Origin of the sequence: Pseudomonas sp. SWI7, assembly GCF_006351945.1 — a bacterium.
Classification (GTDB): Bacteria; Pseudomonadota; Gammaproteobacteria; order Pseudomonadales; family Pseudomonadaceae; genus Aquipseudomonas; species Aquipseudomonas fulva.
In genome coordinates this window covers 2,544,217-2,567,667 of the sequence record NZ_CP040930.1, presented here as the reverse complement: position 1 = coordinate 2,567,667, position 23,451 = coordinate 2,544,217, and the positions used below count along the sequence as shown (strand labels likewise).

Below are 23,451 nucleotides of genomic sequence, written 5' to 3'. Positions count from 1 at the left end.
CCCTTCGGGGCGGAACCTGTTTCTGTTACAAGGATCGGGAGTCGTTATGGCGGGTCATTCCAAGTGGGCGAACATCAAGCACCGCAAAGAGCGCCAGGATGCCAAGAGGGGCAAGGTATTCACCAAGTGGATCCGCGAGCTGACGGTCGCCGCCAAACAAGGCGGCCCGGACCCTGCCTCCAACCCGCGCCTGCGCCTGGCGCTGGACAAGGCACTGGGTGCCAACATGAGCCGCGATATCATCGATCGCGCGGTGGCCCGTGGCGCCGGCACGAACGAAAGCGACAACGTCGAAGAGCTCAGCTATGAAGGTTACGGGCCGGGCGGTGTGGCGATCATGGTCGAGGCCATGACCGATAACCGCAACCGCACAGCTGCGGCAGTGCGCCATGCCTTCACCAAGTGCGGGGGCAACCTGGGCACCGACGGTTCGGTCGCCTACCTGTTCGAGCGCAAGGGGCAGATCAGTTTTGCTCCGGGCGTGGAGGAGGATGCCTTGATGGAGGCGGCGATGGAGGCCGACGCCGACGACGTGGTGGCCCACGAGGATGGCTCGTTTGACGTGTTCACCTCGTTCAACAGCTTCTACGCCGTGCGCAATGCCTTGGAAGAGGCCGGCTTCAAGGCGGCCGACGCCGAAATCGTGATGCAGCCGACCACCAGCGCCGAACTCGATCAGGAGGGCGCCGAGAAGGTACTCAAGCTGATCGACATGCTCGAAGACCTGGACGACGTACAGAACGTCTACTCCAATGCGCAGATTTCCGACGAGATCATGGAAAACCTCGGCTGAGGGCTTTCTGGCGCACCATACTGACGCCTTCGGGCGTTTGTACAGGCCCTTTCGCAGGGCGCCCGTGGCACAGGTGGCAGCACTGGCGACCTGGCCAGGGGGTTGACCTGCGAAAGGGCCTGTACTGTTTGCACACCGCTTCACTTCAACGACAGGCGCTATGACTCTGATTCTAGGTATCGACCCCGGCTCGCGCATCACAGGTTATGGCGTTGTTCGCCAGACCGCACGTGGTTGCGAGTACGTGGCCTCAGGCTGCATCCGCACAGGCAGTGGTGAACTGCACGAGCGTTTGCAGATCGTGTTTCGTGGGGTCAGCGAAGTCATCGGCCAGCATGGCCCGGTGACCATGGGCATCGAGCGAGTTTTCATGGCCCGCAACGCCGATTCGGCCCTCAAGCTGGGGCAGGCCCGAGGCGCGGCCATCGTCGCAGCGGCTGAAGCAGGGCTGGAAATCGCCGAGTACAGCGCCACCCAGGTCAAGCAGGCGGTGGCTGGTACGGGCGGGGCGAACAAGGACCAGGTGATGATGATGGTCATGCACCTGCTCAAGCTGACCCAAAAGCCCCAGATCGATGCTTCCGACGCGCTGGCCATTGCCTTGTGCCATGCCCACACCCGTTCGAGTCTGGTGCCCCATGGGCTGTCTACGGCGCGTCGGCGCGGTGGGCGCTTGCGTCTGTAAGCGCTTCATGCGCTGATACACATTTTGTGCAGGCGGAGCGTCCGCCTGCCGTATTTGCTGATAGGGTTGAGCGGCCATCGGGCAGCTCCCCGTGAAAAGGATCGAAACGTGATCGGACGTTTGCGCGGCACCCTGGCGGAAAAGCAGCCGCCGCACCTCATCATCGACGTCAATGGCGTGGGCTACGAACTGGAAGTCCCCATGACGACGCTCTATCGCCTGCCCAAGGTCGGCGAGCCGGTAACGGTGCACACGCACCTTGTGGTGCGTGAAGACGCCCACCTGCTCTATGGCTTTGCCGAAAAGCGCGAGCGCGAATTGTTCCGCGAGCTCATTCGGCTCAACGGTGTGGGCCCCAAGCTGGCCCTGGCACTGATGTCCGGGCTTGAGATCGATGAGCTGGTGCGCTGCGTGCAGGCCCAGGACGCCTCGGTATTGGTACGCGTACCCGGTGTAGGCAAAAAAACGGCAGAGCGCCTGCTGGTCGAGCTCAAGGACCGCTTCAAGGCTTGGGAAACGTCCCCGGCCATGTTCGCGCTGGTGTCCGATGGGCCATTGCCGGCCGCCAGCGAGTCCAGCGCCGAGGCGGATGCGGTCAGCGCCCTGGTGTCCCTGGGCTACAAACCCCAGGAAGCGAGCAAGGCCATCGGCGCGATCAAGGACAAGTCGGGGCTTTCCAGTGAAGAGCTGATTCGCCGCAGCCTCAAGGGGATGATTACCAAGTGATCGAAGCCGACCGCCTGATCGCTGCCAGTGGCCGCGACCGCGAAGAAGTCCAGGATCGCGCCATCCGGCCCTTGCGGCTGGAGGAGTACATTGGCCAGCCTGTGGTGCGCGAGCAGATGGCACTGTTCATCCAGGCGGCGCGCGGGCGCAGCGAGTCGCTCGACCACACGCTGATCTTCGGCCCGCCAGGCCTGGGCAAGACCACCCTGGCCAACATCATCGCCCACGAAATGGGGGTGTCGGTCAAAAGCACCTCGGGGCCGATCCTCGAGCGCCCTGGCGACCTGGCCGCCATGCTGACCAACCTTGAGCCTCATGACGTGCTCTTCATCGACGAGATCCACCGGCTGTCGCCGGTCGTCGAAGAAGTGCTCTATCCAGCCATGGAAGACTTTCAGCTCGACATCATGATCGGCGAAGGCCCGGCGGCCCGCTCGATCAAGCTCGACCTGCCACCTTTCACGCTGGTCGGTGCCACGACGCGCGCCGGCATGCTCACCAACCCGCTGCGCGACCGTTTCGGCATCGTGCAGCGGCTGGAGTTCTACAGCGACAAGGACCTGGCGACCATCGTCAGCCGTTCGGCCAACATCCTGGGCCTGGTCATCGAGGACCTCGGTGCCTATGAGATCGCGCGCCGTGCCCGCGGCACACCGCGCATTGCCAACCGCTTGCTGCGGCGGGTGCGCGACTACGCCGAGGTACGCGGCAAGGGCCAGATCACCAAGGCCGTGGCCGACATGGCGCTCAACCTGCTGGACGTCGATGAGCGCGGCTTCGACCATTCCGACAGGCGCCTGCTGCTGACCATGATCGAGAAGTTCGACGGTGGCCCGGTCGGCGTCGACAACCTTGCCGCCGCCATCAGCGAAGAGCGTCACACCATCGAGGACGTGCTTGAGCCTTACCTCATCCAGCAGGGCTACATCATGCGTACGCCCCGTGGCCGTGTGGTGACCCGACACGCCTACCTGCACTTCGGGCTGAATGTTCCCGGGCGATTGGGGGAGGGCGCGGATTTTTCCGAGCCGGGTGATGAATGACAGATCGAAACACGCTTTTCGTGGTCCTACCGCTGGCATGCCCAGGGGGCCATGGCACCCGGATATCGATAGTGAAAAAACAGTTGTCACAGCGGATTGGCAAGCCAAGGAGTAAGCACTAGAGTATGCGCGCGCAAAAAGGCCTGGAACCGTTCGCACACCGTTGTCGCGTCTATTACGAAGATACCGATGCCGGTGGTGTGGTGTATTACGTCAATTACCTGAAATTCATGGAGCGCGCGCGCACCGAACGCTTGCGGCACCTGGGCTTTTCCCAGTCGCAACTGGCTGAAGACAACCTGCTGTTCGTGGTCCATTCCAGCGAAGCGCGTTACCACGTGCCGGCGCGGCTGGACGATGAATTGCGGGTGACCGCGCAAGTACTTGAACTCAATCGCGCCAGCTTGCGCTTCGTGCAGCAAGTGTGGCGGGAAAAGGACGACGCACTGCTTTGTGAAGGGCGGTTTCTGATCGCCGCCGTGCGCGCCGACACTTTCAAACCCCGAGCCATACCTCCCCAGCTGCGCGACGCCTTTGCGGCAGACGGCTCGGGTAATCAATCGAATGCAGGAGAATAAGCGTGGAAGCTAACGTCGTCGACCATACCTCCATGTGGAGTCTGGTCAGTAACGCCAGCGTTGTGGTGCAGCTGGTGATGCTGACCCTGGTGGCCGCCTCGATCACCTCGTGGATCATGATTTTCCAGCGCAGCACCATGCTGCGCGCCGGTCGTCGTGCGCTCGATGCTTTCGAGGAGCGCTTCTGGTCGGGTATCGACCTGTCCAAGCTGTACCGTCAGGCAGGCAGCAACCCGGACCCGGACTCGGGTGTGGAGCAGGTCTTCCGTGCAGGCTTCAAGGAGTTTTCCCGTCTGCGCCAGCAACCTGGCGTTGATCCGGACGCCGTGATGGAAGGGGTTGGCCGTGCCATGCGCGTCGCCATCTCCCGCGAAGAAGAAAAGCTCGAGCAGAGTTTGCCGTTCCTGGCGACCGTGGGTTCGACCAGCCCCTATATCGGCCTGTTCGGTACCGTGTGGGGCATCATGAACTCCTTCCGCGGCCTGGCAAGTGCGCAACAAGCCACGCTGGCTACCGTTGCCCCCGGCATCGCCGAAGCGCTGATCGCCACGGCCATCGGCCTGTTCGCAGCCATTCCGGCGGTCATCGCATACAACCGCTTTGCGGCCCGCAGTGAAACGCTGATCAGCCGTTACTACACCTTCGCCGACGAGTTCCAGGCGATCCTGCACCGCAAAGTGCACACCAGCGAAGAGTAATCAGGTACAAGCCCATGGCCCGAGTTCGCCACAAACGCAAGCCCGTCGCCGAGATGAACGTGGTGCCCTACATCGACGTGATGCTGGTGCTGCTGGTCATCTTCATGGTGACGGCGCCCATGCTCAATCAGGGCGTGAAGGTCGATCTGCCCAAGGTTTCCAGCGAAGCCTTGCCGCAGGACAACAACGTCCAGATCCTCACCATTTCCATCAAGGCCGACAAGACCTACTACTGGAACCTTGGCAGCGAAGTCGATACCGACAAGCAAATGGACAAGGCTATGACCCTGCCGGCCATGACCGACGCCGTTACCAAGATCATCGCGGCCGGTCGCGACCAGGGCAAACAGACCCAGGTATTCATCCGTGGCGACAAGGCGGTGGACTACGGCGCGGTCATGGGTGCCATGGGCGGGCTGCAGAAAGCCGGTGTCGGTAACGTCGGCCTGATTACCGAGGCACCCTGATGCAACAGCGAGAGCCCTCTGCCTCGGAAAGCTACTTCTGGCCCAGTGTCTGGGCCATCGGCCTGCATGTGCTGGTGTTTGGCATGCTGTTCGTCAGCTTTGCCATGACGCCTGAACTGCCACCGTCCAAGCCGATCGTTCAGGCTACGCTCTATCAGCTCAAGTCCAAGAGCCAGGCGACTACCCAGACCAACCAGAAGATTGCCGGGGAAGCGAAGAAAACCGCTTCGCGTCAGACCGAGGTCGAGCAGCTTGAGCAGAAGAAGGTCGAGCAGGAAGCGGTGAAAGCCGCGGAACAAAAGAAAGCCGACGCTGCTCAAAAGGCCCAGGAGGCACGCGAGGCTGCCGAGGCCAAAAAGGCCGAGGACGCGGCCAAGGCTGCCGAAACGGCCAAAGCTGCTGAAGCCAAGAAAGCGGCCGAAGCCAAGAAGGCCGATGAGGCGAAGAAGGCTGCCGAGAAACAGCAAGCTGACATCGCCAAGAAAAAGGCTGAAGAAGAAGCGAAGAAAAAAGCCGAAGAAGAGGCCAAGAAGCAGGCCGCTGAAGAGGCGAAGAAGCAAGCTGCCGAGGAGGCCAAGAAGAAAGCCGCCGAGGATGCGAAGAAAAAAGCGGCCGAAGACGCCAAGAAGAAGGCGGCAGCGGCCGAAGAAGCGAAGAAGAAGGCAGCCGAGGACGCCAAGAAAAAGGCCGCAGCGGATGCCCAGAAGAAAAAGGCACAGGAAGCAGCTCGCAAGGCGGCTGAAGACAAGAAGGCACAGGCCCTGGCCGAGCTCTTGTCCGACACCACCGAGCGGCAGCAGGCGCTGGCCGACGAGCAGGGTGACCAGGTGGCCGGCGACTTCGACGACCTGATCCGTATGCGCGCGGCAGAAGGCTGGGCTCGCCCGCCATCGGCGCGTAAAGGCATGACGGTGGTACTGCAGATCAACATGTTGCCCGATGGCACCATCACCAGCGTCAGCGTGGCCCGGTCAAGCGGTGACGGCCTCTATGACAGCTCGGCGGTGGCAGCGGTGAAGAACATCGGTCGCCTGACTGAAATGCAGGGCATGAAGCCGAGCGATTTCAACCAATATCGCTCGTTCAAGATGACATTTACACCTGAGGATCTAGCGTTGTGATTAAACGTCTGAGAGGACTGCTGGTCATGCTGTGCTGCGTGGCAGGCATGGCCGTAGCAGAGGAAAAGAACATCCTGGTCACCAGTGGCAGTGACCGGGCAACGCCAATTGCAGTGGTGCCGTTCGCTGTTCAGGGTGGCAGTGTGCTGCCTGAAGACATGGCCGACATCATCGGCAACGACCTGCGCAACTCCGGCTACTACTCGCCCATCCCGCGCCAGAACATGATCAGCCAGCCCTCCCAGGCCAGCGAAGTCATCTTCCGCGACTGGAAGGCGCTGGGTGCCCAGTACGTGATGGTGGGCAGCATCGTGCCCTCCGGTGGTCGCCTGCAGGTGCAATACGCCCTGTTCAACGTCGCCACCGAGCAGCAGGTCCTGACCGGCAGCGTTGCCGGCACCACCGACCAGCTGCGCGACATGTCGCACTACATCGCCGACCAGTCGTTCGAGAAGCTCACCGGTATCAAGGGTGCCTTCTCCACGCGCATGCTGTACGTGACGGCCGAGCGCTTCTCTACGAACAACACGCGCTACACCCTGCAGCGTTCGGACTATGACGGTGCCCGCGCCGTGACCCTGCTGCAGTCCCGCGAGCCGATCCTGTCGCCGCGCTTCGCGCCCGATGGCAAACGCATCGCCTATGTATCGTTCGAGCAGAAGCGCCCGCGTATCTTCGTTCAACACATCGACACCGGTCGCCGTGAACAGGTCACCAACTTCGAGGGCCTCAATGGCGCACCTGCCTGGTCGCCCGATGGTTCGCGCCTGGCCTTCGTGCTGTCCAAGGATGGGAACCCGGACATCTATGTGATGAACGTGGCCTCGCGTCAGATCAGCCGCGTGACTGCCGGCCCTGGCATCAATACCGAGCCATTCTGGGGTAAGGACGGCAACACCCTGTACTTCACGTCCGATCGTGGCGGCAAACCGCAGATCTACAAACAGTCGGTCAGTGGCGGCAGCGCCGAGCGTGTAACGTTCGTGGGTAACTACAACGCCAACCCGAAACTCTCGGCAGACGAAAAGACCCTGGTGATGATTCACCGCCAACAGGGTTTCACCAACTTCAAAGTTGCCGCTCAGGACTTGCAACGCGGAAGTGTAAAGATTCTCTCGGAAACAAGTCTTGATGAGTCTCCCACTGTTGCGCCCAACGGCACCATGCTAATCTACGCCACCCGCCAGCAGGGCCGGGGAGTCTTGATGCTCGTGTCGCTTAATGGCCGCGTGAGGCTCCCACTTCCTACCGCTCAAGGCGAAGTCAGAGAACCGTCCTGGTCCCCTTACCTGAACTGATTGCGGCGTAATACGTTTTGCTTAACACACTGGGGTTTCATTAGGAGTTTCACGATGGAAATGCTGAAGTTTGGTAAATTCGCTGCGCTGGCTCTGGCCATGGCTGTGGCTGTAGGTTGCTCCTCCAAGGGCGGTGACAACGCAGGTGAAGGCGCTGGCGCCGTTGATCCGAACGCTGGCTACGGTGCCAACACCGGCGCAGTCGACGGTTCCCTGAGCGAAGAAGCCGCTCTGCGCGCAATCACCACCTTCTACTTCGAATACGACAGCTCGGACCTGAAGCCAGAAGCCATGCGCGCTCTGGACGTTCACGCCAAGGACCTGAAAGCCAACGGCAACCGCGTTGTCCTGGAAGGCAACACCGACGAGCGCGGCACCCGCGAGTACAACATGGCTCTGGGTGAGCGTCGTGCCAAGGCCGTTCAGCGCTACCTGGTTCTGCAGGGCGTTTCCCCTGCTCAGCTGGAAGTGGTTTCCTACGGCGAAGAGCGTCCAGTTGCTACCGGCAACGACGAGCAGTCCTGGGCTCAAAACCGTCGCGTAGAACTGCGTAAGTAAGTTCCTATGCGTAAGTGCCGCCGTGCAGTAACCGTCCTCGCACTCAGCCTGCCCCTTTCGGCGTGGGCTGCAGTCCCTGTAGTAGATGACAACACAGGCAGCTATCCGCCTGCGGGTTATGGCACGAGCGGCGCCTATGCCGGGTCAGGGGCTTCGGCCCCTGCCTCTGCACAGGGCCAGCTGTTCATGCAGCTGCAACAGATGCAGGATCAGCTTTCCCGCCAGCAAGGCATCATCGAAGAGTTGCAAAACGATGTGTCTCGCATGAAGCAGGAAAACCTGGAGCGATACCAGGACCTGGACCGTCGCATCAACAGTGGCGCCGCGCCTGCCGCGACCCCTGACAATTCTTCCGCCGGTGGTGCCTCTGGCGCCGCCGCGGGGGCTGCAGCCGGTGCTGCTGCCCAACAACCGGCCGCCAGTAGCGAGCCCGGTGATCCGGCCAAGGAAAAGCTCTACTACGATGCTGCCTTCGACCTGATCAAGCAAAAAGACTTCGACAAGGCCAGCCAGGCGTTCAACGCCTTCCTGCGCAAGTACCCCAACAGCCAATATGCCGGTAATGCACAGTATTGGCTGGGCGAAGTGAACCTGGCCAAAGGTGACCTGCAGGGTGCAAGCCAGGCATTCGCTCAGGTAAGCCAGAAGTACCCCAAGCACAGCAAGGTGCCAGACTCCTTGTACAAGCTGGCCGATGTCGAGCGTCGTCTCGGTCACACGGACAAGGTGAAGGGCATTCTCCAGCAGGTGGTAACCCAATATCCGGGCACATCGGCTGCGCAATTGGCGCAACGAGACCTGCAAAAGCTGTGAAGTGATGCGGCGCTTGCCTGCCGTTCGAAAGAAACCCGCGCCTGGCGCGGGTTTTTTCGTTAGAATCACCGCCCTTTTTTCGTAAACACGCTGTCACGGATAACGCTATGTCGAGTCCGTGCCAGTGCCTGACGGAGGCGGGCAGCCTGTTTTGCTGTCACGCCCGTGGCGATCATGCAAGATACATTACGCATCACCGAAGTCTTTTACTCATTGCAGGGTGAAACACGAACGGCTGGGCTGCACACGGTATTCGTGCGGCTCACCGGTTGCCCCCTGCGCTGCCAATACTGCGACAGCGCCTATGCCTTCAGTGGCGGCACACTGCGCAGCCTCGATTCGATCCTTGAACAGGTGGCTGGCTTCAAGCCGCGTTATGTCTGCGTGACGGGCGGTGAGCCCCTTGCCCAGCCTAACGCCTTGCCCCTGTTGCAGCGCTTGTGCGATGCCGGTTACGAGGTTTCGCTGGAAACCAGCGGCGCGCTCGATATCGCCGGCACCGACACCCGTGTCAGCCGCGTCGTCGACCTGAAAACCCCGGGTTCGGAAGAATCGCACCGCAACCGCTATGAGAACATCGAGCACCTGACGCCCAACGACCAGGTCAAGTTCGTCATCTGCTCTCGCGAAGATTACGACTGGGCGGTGTCCAAGCTGATCCAGTACAACCTGGCCGAGCGCGCCGGCGAAGTATTGTTCTCGCCGAGCCACCACCAGGTGAGCGCCACTGACCTGGCTGACTGGATCGTTGCCGACAACTTGCCTGTCCGTTTCCAACTTCAGCTGCACAAGCTGTTGTGGAACGACGAACCTGGGCGCTGAGCAAGAGAGTGAGACATGACTGATAAACGCGCAGTAATTCTTCTGTCCGGTGGCCTGGACTCGGCCACGGTAGTGGCCATGGCCAAGGCCCAGGGCTATGCCTGCTATACCATGAGCTTCGATTACGGCCAGCGTCACCGCGCCGAGCTTAACGCCGCTGCACGGGTCGCCCAGGACCTGGGCGTGGTAGAGCACAAGGTGATTGGGCTGAACCTGGATGGCATCGGTGGCTCGGCCCTGACTGACAGCAGCATCGATGTGCCGGAAACGCCGGGCGAGGGTATCCCGGTGACCTACGTGCCAGCGCGCAACACGGTGTTTCTGTCGCTGGCGCTGGGCTGGGCTGAAGTGCTGCAAGCCCGTGACATTTTCATCGGGGTCAACGCCGTGGATTATTCCGGCTACCCGGACTGCCGCCCCGAGTTCGTCGAAGCTTTCGAGCGCATGGCCAACCTGGCCACCAAGGCAGGCGTCGAAGGGCAGGGTTTCCGCATTCAGGCACCCTTGCAGAACATGAGCAAAGCCCAGATCGTCCAGGCCGGCGTGGCGCACGGGGTCGACTATAGCCTGACCGTATCGTGCTACCAGGCTGATGACGACGGGCGTGCTTGTGGCAAGTGCGACAGCTGCCGCCTGCGGGCTGAGGGCTTCAAGGCAGCCGCCGTGGCGGACCCGACGCGCTATTTTTAAGAAATTTTACCGAGGGGTGTTGATTTCTCTATAGAAATCAGTATTATACGCGCCATCCAACGGGTCGTTAGCTCAGTTGGTAGAGCAGTTGGCTTTTAACCAATTGGTCGTAGGTTCGAATCCTACACGACCCACCATCTTCGCAGCGGTTGCGAATACTTCAGCTAGACCACAGGGTCAGCGCCAAGTCTAGCAACCGTATGAATCGAGCAGTCAGCTCGCTTCTGTGTGAAATCTGTACGAAAAGCCCGCCCTTATCGGCGGGCTTTTTCGTTTCTGGGCAAAGCGCTTGGCCTATGGCCTGTCTGGCAGAGACTCTGCCTTTTTCACAGGCAGTGTTCTACATGCAAGTGCCCTCTGATGAAGTCACAACAGGCGACTCCCTAGTGCAGATGTACTAGATAGCCCTTTGCCCAATACTGCGGATGGGAAAATTCTCTGTCTAAGTAATGGCAGAGAGATGGCCAGTCATGCGCTCCCCAGTGAAACACCTGCTGTCGCTTGCACTCCTGTTAGGCGCCTTACCCGTCCACGCGGACAATGCCCCGAAGGGCGATTACTGGGTCGTTCATCATCAAGCCAGCCTGGGCAAGAGCAAGGCATACCTTGTAGACGGCGACCCCGGAAACATCTACGAGCGCCCTGGCGGCGTCAAATCTGTGGGCGTCTATCTGTTTGACCAGCAGCCCGGCAAGCCCGATTTCACGGTCTACGACGTCGAAGTCGATTGCAAGAACAAGCGGGCTCGTGTCACAGGAGCGCTCGACTTCAGCAGCGTGGCCAATACCTTGCGCAAGGCCAAGTTCTCCAACCAATGGCAGGGCGATCAACAACCGTGGTTGGCGCAAAGCCGTGATTTCATCTGTAAGCCAGCTGAGCGCCAAGCCCTCAAGATGGAGCACTTGGGCGTAATGTCAGCTTCGGAGTTGAGCCGCTCTGGCCCGCAGCTATTCGAGATACTGACACGCGAGGCGCTCAGGGCCGAGATCATCAGGCAGATCGATGACGCCTTCACACAGATGCCTGCTGCCAAGTAACTGTCCACCAAGGAGAGAAGCCATGATCCGTCTGCTTGTGTTATGCCTGGGCGCTGTCCTGCTTGGCGGATGCTCGTCGCTGGAGGCAACCAGTGCGTGGAAAGGCCGCCCGGTCGGCGAGCTTATCGATTACTTTGGCGTGCCCAGGGTGATCATGGTGGCGCCTGATCAGGACATGGTGGTGCTCAGGTACGTGCGCGACAGCACGTATATTTCCCGGGAGGCTGCGGGCACCTATACCGGCCCTGAAAATGGCCAATTGGTGCACCGCGAGTATTGGCAGGATGTCGAGCACTCAGGCAGTTGCGAGATCAACGTTTTTGTCGACAGGGCGCACGTGGTGCAGAAAGTCAGGGCCAATGGTCGCTGTGCGGTCATTGACATGGCGCCCGAGGCGTAGCCCGGCAGTGGGAGGCAGACACCGGGCGAATGCTCGTTGAGCGATTACCGATTTCGCCGCCCTTCATCATTGATTAAAAAAGCTTCCATCACAGGCAATAGCCATTGCGGATGCGTTTCATGAGGTGAATGATCAGCCAGTGCCAAGTTCAACAGCTGCGCCCCAGGCACTTGCTCTACCAACTCCAGTGCATTGGCTCGTGAAACCAGGCGATCACGATCGCCACGCACCACCAGCAATGGCGCGGTAATGCCCCCGACGCTGGCTGCGGGATAGCCGTGCTCACTGTCATCTAGCCACAACCCTCGGACGGCCTCCAGCAACCTTGCAAAGTCCGGTTGTGGGTTGATCGCCTCATAGCGAGCCACATCGTCGGCAAACAGGCCGCGCCACTTCGCGGCGGTGATGCCTTCGTACAGGGCCCGCGCAGGGTCGTTCTCTCCCAGCGCCCAGTGAGCCCCAATGGTGACGAGTCGATCGACCGTGACGACCTGCGAGGCGGCCATGCGCAGCGCGACGATTCCGCCATCGCTGTGCCCGATCAGGGTGACGCGTTCAAGCGCCAGGTGATCGATTACCCGCTCTACGTCGTGCTGCATGCGCGCATAGGTGAGTGGTGCGCCGCCTAGGGTAGACATGCCCTGGCCGCGGCTGTCGATGCCGATCACGCGCCAACGGCGGGCCAAGTGCGGGGTGATGGCATTGAAGCTTTCAATATGGCCAAGGCCGCCATGCAGCAGGATCAACGCGGGTGCGTCGGCTGCACCCAGTTGTTCGTAGTAAAGGCGTGCATCATCGACGGTGAGGTACTCGCCGCCCCGGTGGGTGAAGACAGTCATGTCGAAGTTGTCCATGTCGTCAGATGTTGGATCGGGCGACAGTGTACCGAGTTGGCCACTTGAGCCCAATAAATCCAACCTATCGGGGCTTTTTGTCGGGTCATCAACCTTGCGCACCGCACCTCTCGCCAGCCATGCTGTCAAATTGCCAACAACGCTGTTTTGACGTTCTCACGATCGTGTTATCCCAGCGCTACTTTCTCTTCATCAAGCTGCCGGAGACACCATGGCCGATTTGATCTTTGCGCAGCCTTTCGAAGCTGTAGGTTGCAAGCAATGCCGTGAGATGGCGGACCTGGGGTTCGGCATCACAATGGCCTTTCAACCTATCGTTCACCAGCCTTCGGGTAAACCCTACGCCTACGAGGCGTTGGTCAGAGGTGTCGGGGGGGAGGGGGCTGCGCAGGTGCTGGCCAAGGTCACACCCGATAACCTGTATCGCTTCGACCAGGCTTGCCGGGTCAAGGCCATCGAAAAAGCCTCCGAGCTTGGGCTCAACCGTGTGCAGGATTGCAAGCTCAGCATCAACTTCCTGCCCAACGCCGTGTACCGCCCCGCCACCTGTATCCGCGCGACGCTCGAGGCCTCCAAGCAGTTCGATTTTCCGGCCGACAGGCTGATTTTCGAAGTGACCGAAGGCGAACGGGTCGAGGACACCGAACACCTGAAGTCCATTTTCCGCGAGTACGACCGGCAGGGCTTCACCACGGCCATTGACGATTTCGGCTCAGGCTATTCGGGCCTGAACCTGCTTGCCGAGTTTCAACCGGACCTCCTGAAGCTGGACATGGCGCTGACACGCAACCTTGGCGCCGACCCGGTGCGTCAGGCGATCGTGGCAGGCATCGTGCTGGTGGCGCGGCGGCTGGACATTCTGTTGGTCGCTGAGGGCGTGGAAACAGCAGCCGAGTGCCAGGCGTTGGCCGCGCTGGGTATCGAGCTGATGCAAGGTTACTATTTTGCCCGCCCTGAAATCGAAGCGCTGCCGCTGATCGAACGCCTGCGTGGCTGAGTCCTGATGCTCATTCGGCCCACTCGGGGTCGCCGGTAAATACGACCGTCAGCCAGCGATTGGGCCCTTCGCCGCCGATGGCCTCGCCGATCTCGTTGCGCCAGGCATCCCACTGCTCGATGGTCTTGGCCGCCATCTGCGGCGGCACGATGAAGTACAGCTCAATCTCCCGCGAGCGTCCCACCTTGGCCACATAGGCGCGGTAGGACTGCAGGCCATGGCGTTCGACGAAAGCCTGCGCAACCGCGTCTACGTGCTGCTTGAGATCGCCCGGCGTGACGAGAAAGATATCCGCCAACGCCTGGCGAACGACCGACATTGGCAAGGGTACGATCACCAGGCAGACCAGTGCCAGCACGGCCGGGTCGATGTAGGGCGATACCCATTCAAGCGATGTGCCCTGCACGGCATAGCCAAAGCAGAAGGCGATCAACAGCGCCGCCGTGATGCTGGCGGACATCACCCAGCCCTTCACGTCCATGGCGACGAAGTCCGACCGCAGCTTGCGGTTGGCCTTGCCCTCGATCACCGCGATGCTCACGCAGGCGGTGACGGTGAGCGCCGCATAGACCATGGCGATACCAAACTCCAGATGACGTCCACCTTCCAGCAGGCTGCTCACAGCGTTGATCAGGGCGTAGATGGCAACACCGCTGAGCAGGATGCCATTGAGTGCCAGCACCATCGGTTCCAGGTGCCAGAAGCCCATGGTGAAGCGCTCGCGCAGTTTGCGCGACATCTGCAGGCTGCTGGCATGGGAAGTGATCAGCCTGACCACCATCAACGACAGCCCGCTCATGCTGGCATCCACCAGCGAGTAGACGCCGTCGAACACGATGGAAAACGAGCCCGATGCCAAGCCAAAGGCAATGCCGATGCTGGCGATGAACAGGGTGACCGCGATCGAGGTGCGCAGCAGGCCCTGCTCACTGGTGATATCGAAGAAACCGGGTGGGGTTGAGCTGTGCATGGTCGGTACGCGTCATCCCTCGGCGATACAGTTGGGCGGCGCCGCTCTGAACGCCTTGGTCAACCAGGCCAGGTACACCAGGCCCAGCGTGGCCCAGACCCCGCCGAACAGCAGCGAGTGCATGTTCAGGTCCAGCCACAGCGAAACGATGATACAAAAGCCTGTGGTGGGCAGTACCAGGTACTTCAGCTGGTTGGCCAGCCCTCGGCGATTGCCCTCTCGCAGGTAGCAGTGATTGATCACCGACAAGTTGACGAAGCTGAACGCCACCAATGCACCGAAGTTGATGATGGAGGTGGCGGTGACCAGGTCGAAGAAGATGGCCGACAGCGAAATCACCCCCACCACGGCAATGTTCAGTACGGGTGTCTTGTAGCGTGAATGCAACCGCGCAAAAACGCTCGCGGGTATGACCTTGTCACGGCCCATTACATATAGCAGGCGCGACACGCTGGTCTGCGACGCCAGCCCCGAGGCGATGGTGTTGATCACCGTGCACGCGATGAAGACCGACTGGAACAGCTTGCCCCCGACATACAAGGCGATCTCAGGCAGCGCCGCTTCCTGATCGTGAAAGCGTGCCATGGTGGGGAAGTAGGCCTGAATGAAGTAGGACACGGTGATGAATACAACGCCGCCGATCAATGCCGTGAGGAAGATGGCCCGCGGTATGGTTTTGGCTGGGTCGCGCGTTTCCTCGGACAGGCACGTGACCGCATCGAAACCCAGGAATGAGAAGCACAGAATGGTTGCACCTGCGGCCAGGGCGCTCAGGTGGGTCTGCTGGTCGGCGAAGGGCAACAGGCTCCATGCGGTGCCCAGGCCTTCGCCCTGGTCCAGCCCGCGTACGCACAGGTAGATGAACACCGCGATGATCGCCACCTGCACGCCAACGAACAGCAGGTTGAAATGCGCAACCAGATTGACGCTGCGCATGTTGATCAGGCTGATCAGGGACACGAAGGCCACGACCCAGACCCACTGTGGCACCTCGGGGAACATGGCAGACAGGTACAGTTTGGCCAGCAAGGCGTTGACCATGGGCAGCAACAGGTAGTCCAGCAAGGAAGACCAGCCTACCAGGAAGCCCACGTGTGGATTGATGGCACGTTGGGTGTAGGTGTAGGCCGATCCCGACTGGGGGAAGCGCTTGACCAGGGTTCCGTAGCTGACTGCCGTGAACAGGATGCCGGCCAGGGCCAGTATATAGGCGCTCGGTACGTGCCCAGCGGTGATGCCTGACACGATGCCGAAGGTGTCGAACACGGTCATGGGCGTCAGGTACGCCAGGCCAATGATGATCACATGCCACAGGCGCAGCGTCTTGCGCAGTTGGCCGGCTTCGTGGGCGTAGGGTTCAGGCTGCATGCGAGTGTGACTCCTGCGCAAAGGCTTGGACGACAGGCACAGCGAAGGGCGCAGGCAGCAGCGGCGAGCGGGTGGGCTCCATATTGTTCACCTTTATGTTGGAGCAGCAGAGGCGTGACTGGATCACGCAAGTGATCAAAATAAAAAACGATAGGGTCTTGGGTGTCAAGTTAAACATGACAAGGTGTTTCGAATGCGCGATTTTTATCGATAAAACCGCAAACTCAAGCGTTTCTAACGTCGTTTTTGTCAATGCAAATGCCATAAGCGTGTTCGTAAAAATTGACATCTTTGAAGTGGGCCTGTCCAACGGGCCGCCCTGCCTTTCCAGTGGCGCGGCCGCCAATCATCCTGGCCTTCGGTGATATGCTGCATTTTCCTGGCTGCGCAGGCGATGTGCGAGCCTTTATGGACATCAATCGGTTTAATTCATGACGAAGACTTCAGTAGCAATCCTGTCCGGCGTAGCGGTGGCCGTTGTCGCAGTGGTCGTTGGCGGAGCCTGGTACACCGGCAAGCAACTGCCGGGTGAGCTGGACCATGCCTTGGCCCTGAGCAACGCGCAGCTGCAAAAGTCACTGGTGAACACAGGTGGTAGCGTACGCATCGAGTTGGTATCGCTGGACCAGCGTTGGTTCAGCAGCACGGCACACTACCGTGTGATCGCTCGCGATGTGCATGCCAACAGCCAACAGGTGGTAAATTTTGATGTAGGCGTGACCGATCAGATCGAGCACGGCCCGTTCCCATGGTCTCGCGTCAAGACCCTCAGGTTGTTGCCAGTGTTGGCGCTGAGCAATACCACGCTGGACAAGGACGAAGTCACGGCGCCTTGGTACGCAGCAGCCGGTGACCGCGTGCCGTTCAGCGCCCAGACCAGCATGGGGTACGGCGGCAGTGTCGACAGCCAGGTTCACCTGGCGCCGGTCAAGCTCGACGATGCCAACGGCACCAGCCTGGCGTTCTCGGGCATGGAACTTGGGGTCAGCGGGGATCGCGATGGCAAGGATTCGCGCTTCCATGGCGAGGCCGACCACTTCCTGATGAAACTGGTAAGTGAAGACCAGCCGCCCGTCATCTTTGAACTCAATGGGCTGAAGTTGGGTGGCAAGCTGGCGGCGACTGCGCATGACAACCTGTTCACGGGCAACGCTGACCTGTATCTGGCAGAGACCAAGGTCACTCTCGGGCCCAGGCAACAGGCGCTGGTCATCAAAGGGGGCGAGCTCAGTACCCTGCAAAGCCTCGAAGGCCCCGACACCTTTGGCGGGCGCGTTGAATACAAACTCGGGGACATCACTTGGGATGGGCGAGCGGTCGGTAAGGCCCAGATGATCGTCGGCTTCAAGTCCATCCATGCGCCCGCGCTGCAAGCGCTGAGCAACTGGTATGCAGCGCATTTGCCTGAGTTCGAGGCCGCGGCAACTGCCGGGCAGTCGGCGCCACAGATCAACATGACCGAAGCCGAAAAGGCCAAGTTCCAGGGCGACTTGCGCACGCTGCTGGCGGCAAAACCCAAGGTGGCGCTCGAAGACTTGAGCCTCAAGACCGCCAATGGCGAAAGTCACTTCAATGTGGCAATGGACTTCGATGCGCCGTCTTCCTTCGACTTGCCACAAGATCAGGCGCTAAAGCAGATGGTGACGCAGGTCACCGGCAAGCTGTCCTTGTCCAAGCCGATGCTAGGGGACCTGGCCACCTTGCAAGCGCTGCTCGACGGTCAGACCGATGCCCAGGCCATCGCTACGCAGTCTGGCCAGGCAGGGGAAATGGTCGGTTTGATGGCCGTGCAAAGCGGCCTGGCCACGGTGGAGGGCGATAAAGTGATCAGCGCGTTGCACTACGCCGATGGCATGGTTGATTTCAACGGCCAAAAAATGACGCTCGAAGCCTTTGCCGCGTTCGTTAACACGCAGCTGGCAATGCTCTCGCCGCAGCGCTGACAGCCCGGCGCTACTTGCCCTTGGGCCGCTGGCGCGAGGGCAGGTATGGGTTGGATAAAAACCGCTTTAGAAATCTCGGGTTTCTCTGTAGCCTTCGGCCTCCATAATAATCCGCGCCCGCAGAGGGCCGTGGCGGCCTGCGCCGTCCGGCGCCCTTAGCCGATCTGTCAGGGCCGGGTGATACACTTGATTTGATGCGCGCACGCGCCTGCAGGTCCAGCGATCATGACCCAGATTTCCGAACGCTTGTTGGTTCAGGCTCACCTTGACGCCAAGCAGCCCAATCCGCTGACAGACGAGCAGCAGGCCGAATACCGTGCGGCCATCGCTGCCGAGCTCAAGGCGCAAAATGCCGTGCTGGTTGCTCATTACTACTGCGACCCGGTCATCCAGGCCCTGGCGGAGGAAACCGGCGGCTGTGTGTCCGACTCGCTGGAAATGGCTCGTTTTGGCAAGCAGCACCCTGCCGAGACCGTGATCGTGGCAGGCGTGCGCTTCATGGGCGAAACCGCCAAGATTCTTACGCCCCACAAGCGCGTGCTGATGCCCACCCTCGAAGCGACCTGCTCGCTCGACCTGGGTTGCCCCATCGAAGAATTCTCTGCCTTCTGTGACCAGCACCCCGAGCGTACCGTGGTGGTTTACGCCAACACGTCCGCTGCCGTGAAGGCACGGGCCGATTGGGTGGTCACCTCCAGTTGCGCGCTGGAGATCGTCGAAAGCCTGATGGACAATGGCGAGACCATCATCTGGGGCCCGGATCAGCATTTGGGTCGCTACATCCAGAAGCAGACGGGTGCCGACATGCTGCTGTGGGACGGTGCCTGCATCGTTCATGAGGAGTTCAAGTCGCGTCAGCTCGCCGACATGAAGGCCCTGTACCCGGACGCTGCGGTGCTGGTCCATCCCGAGTCGCCGGAGTCGGTGATCGACCTGGCGGATGCCGTGGGCTCCACCAGCCAGCTGATCAAGGCTGCCCAGACGCTACCGAACAAAACCTTCATCGTCGCTACCGACCGCGGCATCTTCTACAAGATGCAGCAGCTGTGCCCGGACAAGGTATTTGTGGAAGCCCCCACCGCCGGTAACGGCGCCGCCTGCCGCAGCTGCGCCCACTGCCCGTGGATGGCGATGAATACGCTGGAGCGCGTGCTCGATTGTCTGCGCAATGGCGGCGACGAGATCTTCGTCGACCCAGCCTTGGTGCCCAAAGCCATCAAGCCGCTGAACCGGATGCTGGATTTCACCCAGGCGGCCAGGTTGAAGCTTTCCGGGAACGCGTGAGGCAAGCGCTGGCTTAAACGCCCATGTTGGCGCAATTACCCTCGTAGAAAAACCTCTGTAGGAGCGGTCCGGCGCCCCGGCGAGACCGCTCCTACAGGCGCGCTGCTAAGCCTTGTGAGCGGTTCCGCTCCAGCCCCTAGAACGCCTCAGCGCCCCATCATCTCCCGCACCATGCGCTGCTGCTCCAGGACCTCTCGCTGGCGCTGGTCGATCTGCGAAGCCAGCGGGAAATTCCCCCCAGCGCGGCGCTTGGCATAGTCGAGCTGCTGAATGGCCTGATCGAAGTCCCCCACCAAGGTGAAGTATTCCGCACGCGCCCGGTGCAGGCCGATGGTATTGCCCGATAAGCCCCGCACCTCGGCCATGTCGTACCACACATCCGGATCATCCGGGCGGCTCTTGATCAGGTCGTTCAATACCTGCTCCGCCTCGGCCGGCTTGTTCTGCTTGACCAACAGGTCGGCGCGCACCTGCTTGAGCGGGTAATTACCCGGGTACAGCCCCTGCATACGCTCGGCCCGTTGCTGTGCATCGGCCAGGCGATTGTTGGTGATATCCAGGTCGATCTGCGCCAGGTTGTAGGTAATGTCATTGGGCGCCTTGGCCAGCAGCGGCTTGAGCATCTCCCGAGCCTCGTTGAGCTGACCACCCTTGATCTGTGCCAGCGCCAGCCCATAGCGCGCCGCATCGAGCTTGGGGTCTTCGTCGAGCTGGGCGCGAAAACGCTTGGCCGCAAGCCCCGGCGTACCCTCATACGTCAGCGCTACCCGGGCACGGATCAGCTGATAGCGCAGGCTGTCTTCCACACCGCCTTTCGGCGCCTGCTCGGCCCGGTTACGGGTGTCGGCGATACGCGACTCGGTTACCGGGTGCGTCAGCAGAAATTCCGGCGGCTTGGCGTCGTAACGGTACTGACGCGCCAGGCGTTCGAACATGGTCGGCATGTTGCGCGGGTCGTAGCCGGCCTTTTCCAGGTTCTGGATGCCGATGCGGTCAGCTTCCTGCTCGTTTTGCCGGGAGAACCTGCGCTGTTCCTGAATCGCCGCCGCCTGGGTGCCGGCAATCATGCCGATGCCGGCATCCCCCGCGCCACCGGCCGCCAGCACGATACCGGTAAGCAACGCCGCCATCATCGGCAATTGCATGCGCTGCTGTGCCTCGATGCCCCGTGCGAAGTGACGCTGGGACAAGTGCGCCAGTTCGTGCGCCAGTACCGAGGCGTACTCGCCCTCGGTCTGCGCATTGAGGAACAACCCGCCGTTGACACCCACGATGCCGCCTGGCGCTGCAAACGCGTTGAGTTCGCGGCTGTCGATCAGGATGAATTCCAGGCGACGGTCCTGCAACTGGCTGGTTTCGGCCAGGCGGTACACGCTGGTCTCCACGTAGTCCTTGAGCTGCGGGTCGTTGAGCTGGTTGACCTGGCCGCGCAACAGGCTCAGCCAGGCGCGGCCAAGCTGGTGTTCCTGCTGGGGCGAGACGATCGCCGAACTGGCGTCACCCAGCGACGGCAGGTCGTCAGCATGGCCAGGCAGGGCCATCAGGCAGGCCAGCGTCAGCAGGGTAGGGCGCAGTAGATTCATGCACGAAGCTCGCGTCGGTCAAAGATTGCTACTGTAGCGGGCTCACACGTTGGCGACCAGTGGCGCTATCCTAGGCGGCCGATCAGGCCGTAGGCCGGCATTGCCCTGGAGAGCCCCATTGATGAGCACCCCCCTGACCTGTGACGCCGAGCTAGATGCCAGCGGGCTGAACTGCCCGTTACCACTGCTCAAGGCCAAGATGGCGCTCAATGGGCTGGCCAGTGGTGCCGTACTCAAGGTCATCGCCACCGACGCAGGTTCCCAACGCGACCTGCGCACCTTTGCCAAACTGGCCGGTCATAGCCTGTTGCACGAAACGGCCGAGGCCGGTACCTACACCTACTGGCTGCGCAAGGCCTGAGTCCCACAAGGATCGTTCATGTTCAAAGTGCTACGCGACTGGGTCCAACGCTACTTCTCCGATGAAGAAGCGGTGGTGCTGGCGGTCTTGCTGTTTCTGGCGTTCACGGCGGTGCTCACGCTGGGCGGGATGCTGGCGCCGGTGTTGGCCGGCATGGTGCTGGCGTTTCTCATGCAAGGGCTGGTCAACGCCCTGGAGCGCCTGCGAGTGCCTACAAAACTGGCGGTCCTGCTGGTATTTGCCCTGTTCATGGGCGCACTGGCGGTGTTCATGCTGGTATTGGTGCCGCTGCTGTGGCACCAGCTGATCACCCTGTTCAACGAGCTGCCAGGCATGCTTGGTAAATGGCAATCATTGCTGCTCCTGCTGCCAGAGCGCTATCCGCACCTGGTGTCGGACGAGCAGGTGCTGCATGCCATCGAGTCGGTCCGCGGCGAGATCGGCAAGTTCGGGCAATGGGCGCTTACCTTCTCCCTGTCCAGCCTGCCGCTGCTGGTCAACGCCATGATCTACCTGGTGCTGGTGCCGATCCTGGTGTTCTTCTTCCTCAAGGACCGTGAACTGATTGGCCGCTGGGTCAGTGGCTACCTGCCGCGTCAGCGCACCTTGCTCAACCGCGTGGGCAGCGAGATGAACCGGCAGATCGCCAATTACATTCGGGGCAAGGGCATCGAAATTCTGATCTGCGGCATTGCGACCTACATAGCGTTCATCACCCTGGGCCTGAACTATGCTGCGTTGCTGGCCCTCCTGGTCGGGCTGTCAGTGGTCGTGCCTTATGTCGGGGCGGTGGTGGTCACCGTGCCGGTGACGCTGATTGCCCTGTTCCAGTGGGGCTGGGGAGACCAGTTCATCTACCTGATGACGGTCTACGCGATCATCCAGGCGCTCGATGGCAACGTGCTGGTACCGCTGCTGTTCTCCGAGGCGGTGAGCCTGCACCCGGTGGCGATCATCTGCGCGGTCTTGCTGTTCGGTGGGTTGTGGGGGTTCTGGGGGATTTTCTTCGCCATCCCGCTGGCGACCCTGATCAAGGCCGTGCTGGACGCCTGGCCTCGCCAGGAGCCCAGCGTGTCGCCCTTGCTCTGACAGGCTTGGGCTGCACCGAGGTTGACGCAGCCCCTGCTTCGATCAGGCCTGGTTCAGCGTCTGGGCCGCGGCCAGTACCGCATCCACGTGGCCGGGTACCTTTACCCCACGCCATTGCTGACGCAGCACACCGTCTTTGTCGATCAGGAAGGTGCTGCGGTCCACGCCCATGTATTCCTTGCCGTACAGCTTTTTCAGCTTGATCACGTCGAACAGCTGGCACAGGGCTTCGTCCTTGTCGCTGATCAACTCGAACGGAAAGCCCTGCTTGGCCTTGAAGTTCTCGTGGGACTTCATGCCGTCGCGCGAGACGCCGAGCACCACGGTATTGGCGGCTTCGAAGGCGCCATGCTGGTCGCGAAAGCCCTGGCCCTGGGTGGTACAGCCTGGAGTACTGTCCTTCGGATAGAAATACACCACCACCTGGCGGCCCTTGAGCGCCGACAGGCTGACCGTCTGCCCGCTGGTGGCCTGGGCAGTGAAGTCGGGGACAGGTTGGTCGAGTGCAACGGCCATGGGAACCTCCTCAGACAGGGTTTTGTGGGCGCCAGGGTTCGATCAGGGCGTCCAGGTTCAGCGCGTCGGCAAAGTCCAGGAACTGGTCGCGCAGCCAGCTGATCTGGGTGCCGGCCGGCAGGATCACCGTGAACTGAGCGTTGAGCATGCTGCTGCCGGTCTGCGGTGCCAGGTAGGTGTCGCAGGTCATGGCTTCGAGCTCGACACGGTGATCGAGGAAGAACTGGCACAGCTCGTTGATGATGTCAGGGCGGTAGGCGGCGCTGACATAGGCCACGTAGGGCAGGGCCTGCGGGCGCACTTCCTGGTCGGCGCTGCGCACCACGTCCAGGGTCAGGCCATGCTTCTTGCCAAGGCCAGGCAGCATGGCCTCAAGGCGCGCCAGGGCATCCCAGCTGCCGCCGACCTGCAAGACCAGTGCGCTGGTCTCGCCATGGCGGCTCAAGCGAGAGGTAACCACCGCGCAGCGGTTTTCGAAGGCTGCGCGGCTCAGTACATTGGCCAGCTCCATGGGGTTGGGCCCCAAGGCGCTGATGACGAGGAATTGTTCGCGGACAGTGGGGGTGGACATGCAGCATTCCTAAAGCGATGAGCGGTCGGTGCAGGACGGGCGAAAGCCTCCTGTAGGCAGCGCTCGGCACTCGCAGGCGAGGACGGGGCGCTGGCGGGGAGCAGGGTCTACGGCCCGGCGGGCCGTGCTGCACCGATCAAAGCATCAAGGGTAGCGAAATAAGGCGCCGAGGGGAATGCTCCGCCC

26 protein-coding genes and 1 tRNA gene are annotated in these 23,451 nt (G+C 61.2%); 21 read left to right on the top strand and 6 right to left on the bottom strand.

Annotated features, from left to right (window positions below):
• The first annotated feature begins 46 nt into the window (after positions 1 to 46).
• From FH041_RS11800 to FH041_RS11725, 16 genes are all read left to right on the top strand, one after another.
• Positions 47 to 793: a YebC/PmpR family DNA-binding transcriptional regulator gene (locus FH041_RS11800; protein WP_023536325.1), complete on the top strand. Its 747-nt coding sequence runs from the start codon at positions 47 to 49 to the stop codon at positions 791 to 793.
• Positions 794 to 953: 160 nt separating this feature from the next.
• Positions 954 to 1,478, top strand: coding sequence for a crossover junction endodeoxyribonuclease RuvC (gene ruvC / locus FH041_RS11795; RefSeq protein WP_023536229.1), 525 nt, complete (start codon positions 954 to 956; stop codon positions 1,476 to 1,478).
• Positions 1,479 to 1,586: 108 nt separating this feature from the next.
• The gene (gene ruvA / locus FH041_RS11790; protein ID WP_027914215.1) at positions 1,587 to 2,204 is read left to right on the top strand and encodes a Holliday junction branch migration protein RuvA; all 618 of its coding nucleotides are present in this window, start codon (positions 1,587 to 1,589) and stop codon (positions 2,202 to 2,204) included.
• Complete coding sequence (gene ruvB, locus FH041_RS11785; protein ID WP_023536242.1) at positions 2,201 to 3,247, top strand: Holliday junction branch migration DNA helicase RuvB; 1,047 nt, start codon at positions 2,201 to 2,203, stop codon at positions 3,245 to 3,247. The genes ruvA and ruvB overlap by 4 nt, the downstream gene beginning before the upstream one ends.
• A 125-nt stretch (positions 3,248 to 3,372) precedes the next feature.
• Positions 3,373 to 3,825, top strand: a complete 453-nt coding sequence (gene ybgC / locus FH041_RS11780) for a tol-pal system-associated acyl-CoA thioesterase (RefSeq protein WP_027914216.1) — start codon at positions 3,373 to 3,375, stop codon at positions 3,823 to 3,825.
• Positions 3,826 to 3,827: 2 nt separating this feature from the next.
• On the top strand, positions 3,828 to 4,523 hold the full coding sequence (gene tolQ, locus FH041_RS11775) for a protein TolQ (protein WP_140174658.1): 696 nt from the start codon (positions 3,828 to 3,830) through the stop codon (positions 4,521 to 4,523).
• A 14-nt stretch (positions 4,524 to 4,537) separates the two neighbouring features.
• Entirely contained in the window at positions 4,538 to 4,990 is a 453-nt protein-coding gene (tolR, locus tag FH041_RS11770) for a protein TolR (protein ID WP_003254760.1), read from the top strand.
• Positions 4,990 to 6,111: a cell envelope integrity protein TolA gene (gene tolA / locus FH041_RS11765; protein WP_140174656.1), complete on the top strand. Its 1,122-nt coding sequence runs from the start codon at positions 4,990 to 4,992 to the stop codon at positions 6,109 to 6,111. The genes tolR and tolA overlap by 1 nt, the downstream gene beginning before the upstream one ends.
• Positions 6,112 to 6,137: 26 nt before the next feature.
• Positions 6,138 to 7,409: a Tol-Pal system beta propeller repeat protein TolB gene (gene tolB, locus FH041_RS11760; RefSeq protein ID WP_023536327.1), complete on the top strand. Its 1,272-nt coding sequence runs from the start codon at positions 6,138 to 6,140 to the stop codon at positions 7,407 to 7,409.
• 54 nt (positions 7,410 to 7,463) lie between these two features.
• Positions 7,464 to 7,967, top strand: a complete 504-nt coding sequence (pal, locus tag FH041_RS11755; protein WP_023536326.1) for a peptidoglycan-associated lipoprotein Pal — start codon at positions 7,464 to 7,466, stop codon at positions 7,965 to 7,967.
• Between the two features lie 6 nt (positions 7,968 to 7,973).
• Positions 7,974 to 8,780 carry a tol-pal system protein YbgF gene (gene ybgF, locus FH041_RS11750; protein ID WP_028687384.1) on the top strand — a complete coding sequence of 269 codons (807 nt, stop codon included), beginning with the start codon at positions 7,974 to 7,976 and terminating at the stop codon, positions 8,778 to 8,780.
• A 174-nt stretch (positions 8,781 to 8,954) separates the two neighbouring features.
• Positions 8,955 to 9,602, top strand: a complete 648-nt coding sequence (gene queE, locus FH041_RS11745; protein WP_140174654.1) for a 7-carboxy-7-deazaguanine synthase QueE — start codon at positions 8,955 to 8,957, stop codon at positions 9,600 to 9,602.
• A gap of 15 nt (positions 9,603 to 9,617) precedes the next feature.
• The gene (queC, locus tag FH041_RS11740) at positions 9,618 to 10,292 is read left to right on the top strand and encodes a 7-cyano-7-deazaguanine synthase QueC (RefSeq protein WP_023536291.1); all 675 of its coding nucleotides are present in this window, start codon (positions 9,618 to 9,620) and stop codon (positions 10,290 to 10,292) included.
• Positions 10,293 to 10,353: 61 nt separating this feature from the next.
• Positions 10,354 to 10,429, top strand: a tRNA-Lys gene (locus FH041_RS11735).
• Between the two features lie 333 nt (positions 10,430 to 10,762).
• Positions 10,763 to 11,329 carry a hypothetical protein gene (locus tag FH041_RS11730; RefSeq protein WP_140174652.1) on the top strand — a complete coding sequence of 189 codons (567 nt, stop codon included), beginning with the start codon at positions 10,763 to 10,765 and terminating at the stop codon, positions 11,327 to 11,329.
• 22 nt (positions 11,330 to 11,351) lie between these two features.
• On the top strand, positions 11,352 to 11,729 hold the full coding sequence (locus tag FH041_RS11725) for a hypothetical protein (protein ID WP_140174650.1): 378 nt from the start codon (positions 11,352 to 11,354) through the stop codon (positions 11,727 to 11,729).
• 44 nt (positions 11,730 to 11,773) lie between these two features.
• On the opposite strand, the gene FH041_RS11720 is transcribed toward FH041_RS11725, so the two are convergent.
• The gene (locus FH041_RS11720; protein ID WP_140174648.1) at positions 11,774 to 12,568 is read right to left on the bottom strand and encodes an alpha/beta fold hydrolase; all 795 of its coding nucleotides are present in this window, start codon (positions 12,566 to 12,568) and stop codon (positions 11,774 to 11,776) included.
• Between the two features lie 226 nt (positions 12,569 to 12,794).
• Here FH041_RS11720 and FH041_RS11715 point away from each other — a divergent pair, with 226 nt between their 5' ends.
• Entirely contained in the window at positions 12,795 to 13,580 is a 786-nt protein-coding gene (locus tag FH041_RS11715; protein ID WP_027914225.1) for an EAL domain-containing protein, read from the top strand.
• A gap of 10 nt (positions 13,581 to 13,590) precedes the next feature.
• On the opposite strand, the gene FH041_RS11710 is transcribed toward FH041_RS11715, so the two are convergent.
• A complete protein-coding gene (locus FH041_RS11710) occupies positions 13,591 to 14,550 on the bottom strand; it encodes a cation diffusion facilitator family transporter (RefSeq protein WP_028687389.1) in 960 nt (319 codons plus the stop codon).
• A gap of 12 nt (positions 14,551 to 14,562) precedes the next feature.
• On the bottom strand, positions 14,563 to 15,918 hold the full coding sequence (locus tag FH041_RS11705) for an APC family permease (protein ID WP_049696432.1): 1,356 nt from the start codon (positions 15,916 to 15,918) through the stop codon (positions 14,563 to 14,565).
• 431 nt (positions 15,919 to 16,349) lie between these two features.
• Here FH041_RS11705 and FH041_RS11700 point away from each other — a divergent pair, with 431 nt between their 5' ends.
• Together FH041_RS11700 and nadA are read left to right on the top strand one after the other, a co-directional pair.
• The gene (locus FH041_RS11700; protein WP_028687392.1) at positions 16,350 to 17,861 is read left to right on the top strand and encodes a YdgA family protein; all 1,512 of its coding nucleotides are present in this window, start codon (positions 16,350 to 16,352) and stop codon (positions 17,859 to 17,861) included.
• A gap of 225 nt (positions 17,862 to 18,086) precedes the next feature.
• A complete protein-coding gene (nadA, locus tag FH041_RS11695) occupies positions 18,087 to 19,145 on the top strand; it encodes a quinolinate synthase NadA (RefSeq protein ID WP_027914230.1) in 1,059 nt (352 codons plus the stop codon).
• Between the two features lie 146 nt (positions 19,146 to 19,291).
• On the opposite strand, the gene FH041_RS11690 is transcribed toward nadA, so the two are convergent.
• Entirely contained in the window at positions 19,292 to 20,728 is a 1,437-nt protein-coding gene (locus FH041_RS11690; protein ID WP_027914231.1) for a M48 family metalloprotease, read from the bottom strand.
• Between the two features lie 121 nt (positions 20,729 to 20,849).
• Between FH041_RS11690 and FH041_RS11685 the strand changes: the two genes are divergently transcribed.
• Together FH041_RS11685 and FH041_RS11680 are read left to right on the top strand one after the other, a co-directional pair.
• Entirely contained in the window at positions 20,850 to 21,089 is a 240-nt protein-coding gene (locus FH041_RS11685; RefSeq protein ID WP_023536286.1) for a sulfurtransferase TusA family protein, read from the top strand.
• Between the two features lie 18 nt (positions 21,090 to 21,107).
• Positions 21,108 to 22,178 (top strand): AI-2E family transporter, encoded by a 1,071-nt coding sequence (locus FH041_RS11680; protein WP_027914232.1) that lies wholly within the window; start codon positions 21,108 to 21,110, stop codon positions 22,176 to 22,178.
• Positions 22,179 to 22,220: 42 nt separating this feature from the next.
• Here the strand turns inward: FH041_RS11680 and FH041_RS11675 are convergent, their stop codons facing one another.
• Positions 22,221 to 22,694, bottom strand: a complete 474-nt coding sequence (locus FH041_RS11675; protein WP_023536252.1) for a peroxiredoxin — start codon at positions 22,692 to 22,694, stop codon at positions 22,221 to 22,223.
• A 10-nt stretch (positions 22,695 to 22,704) separates the two neighbouring features.
• Positions 22,705 to 23,265: a glycine cleavage system protein R gene (locus FH041_RS11670; RefSeq protein WP_023536329.1), complete on the bottom strand. Its 561-nt coding sequence runs from the start codon at positions 23,263 to 23,265 to the stop codon at positions 22,705 to 22,707.
• Between the last annotated feature and the right edge of the window lie 186 nt (positions 23,266 to 23,451).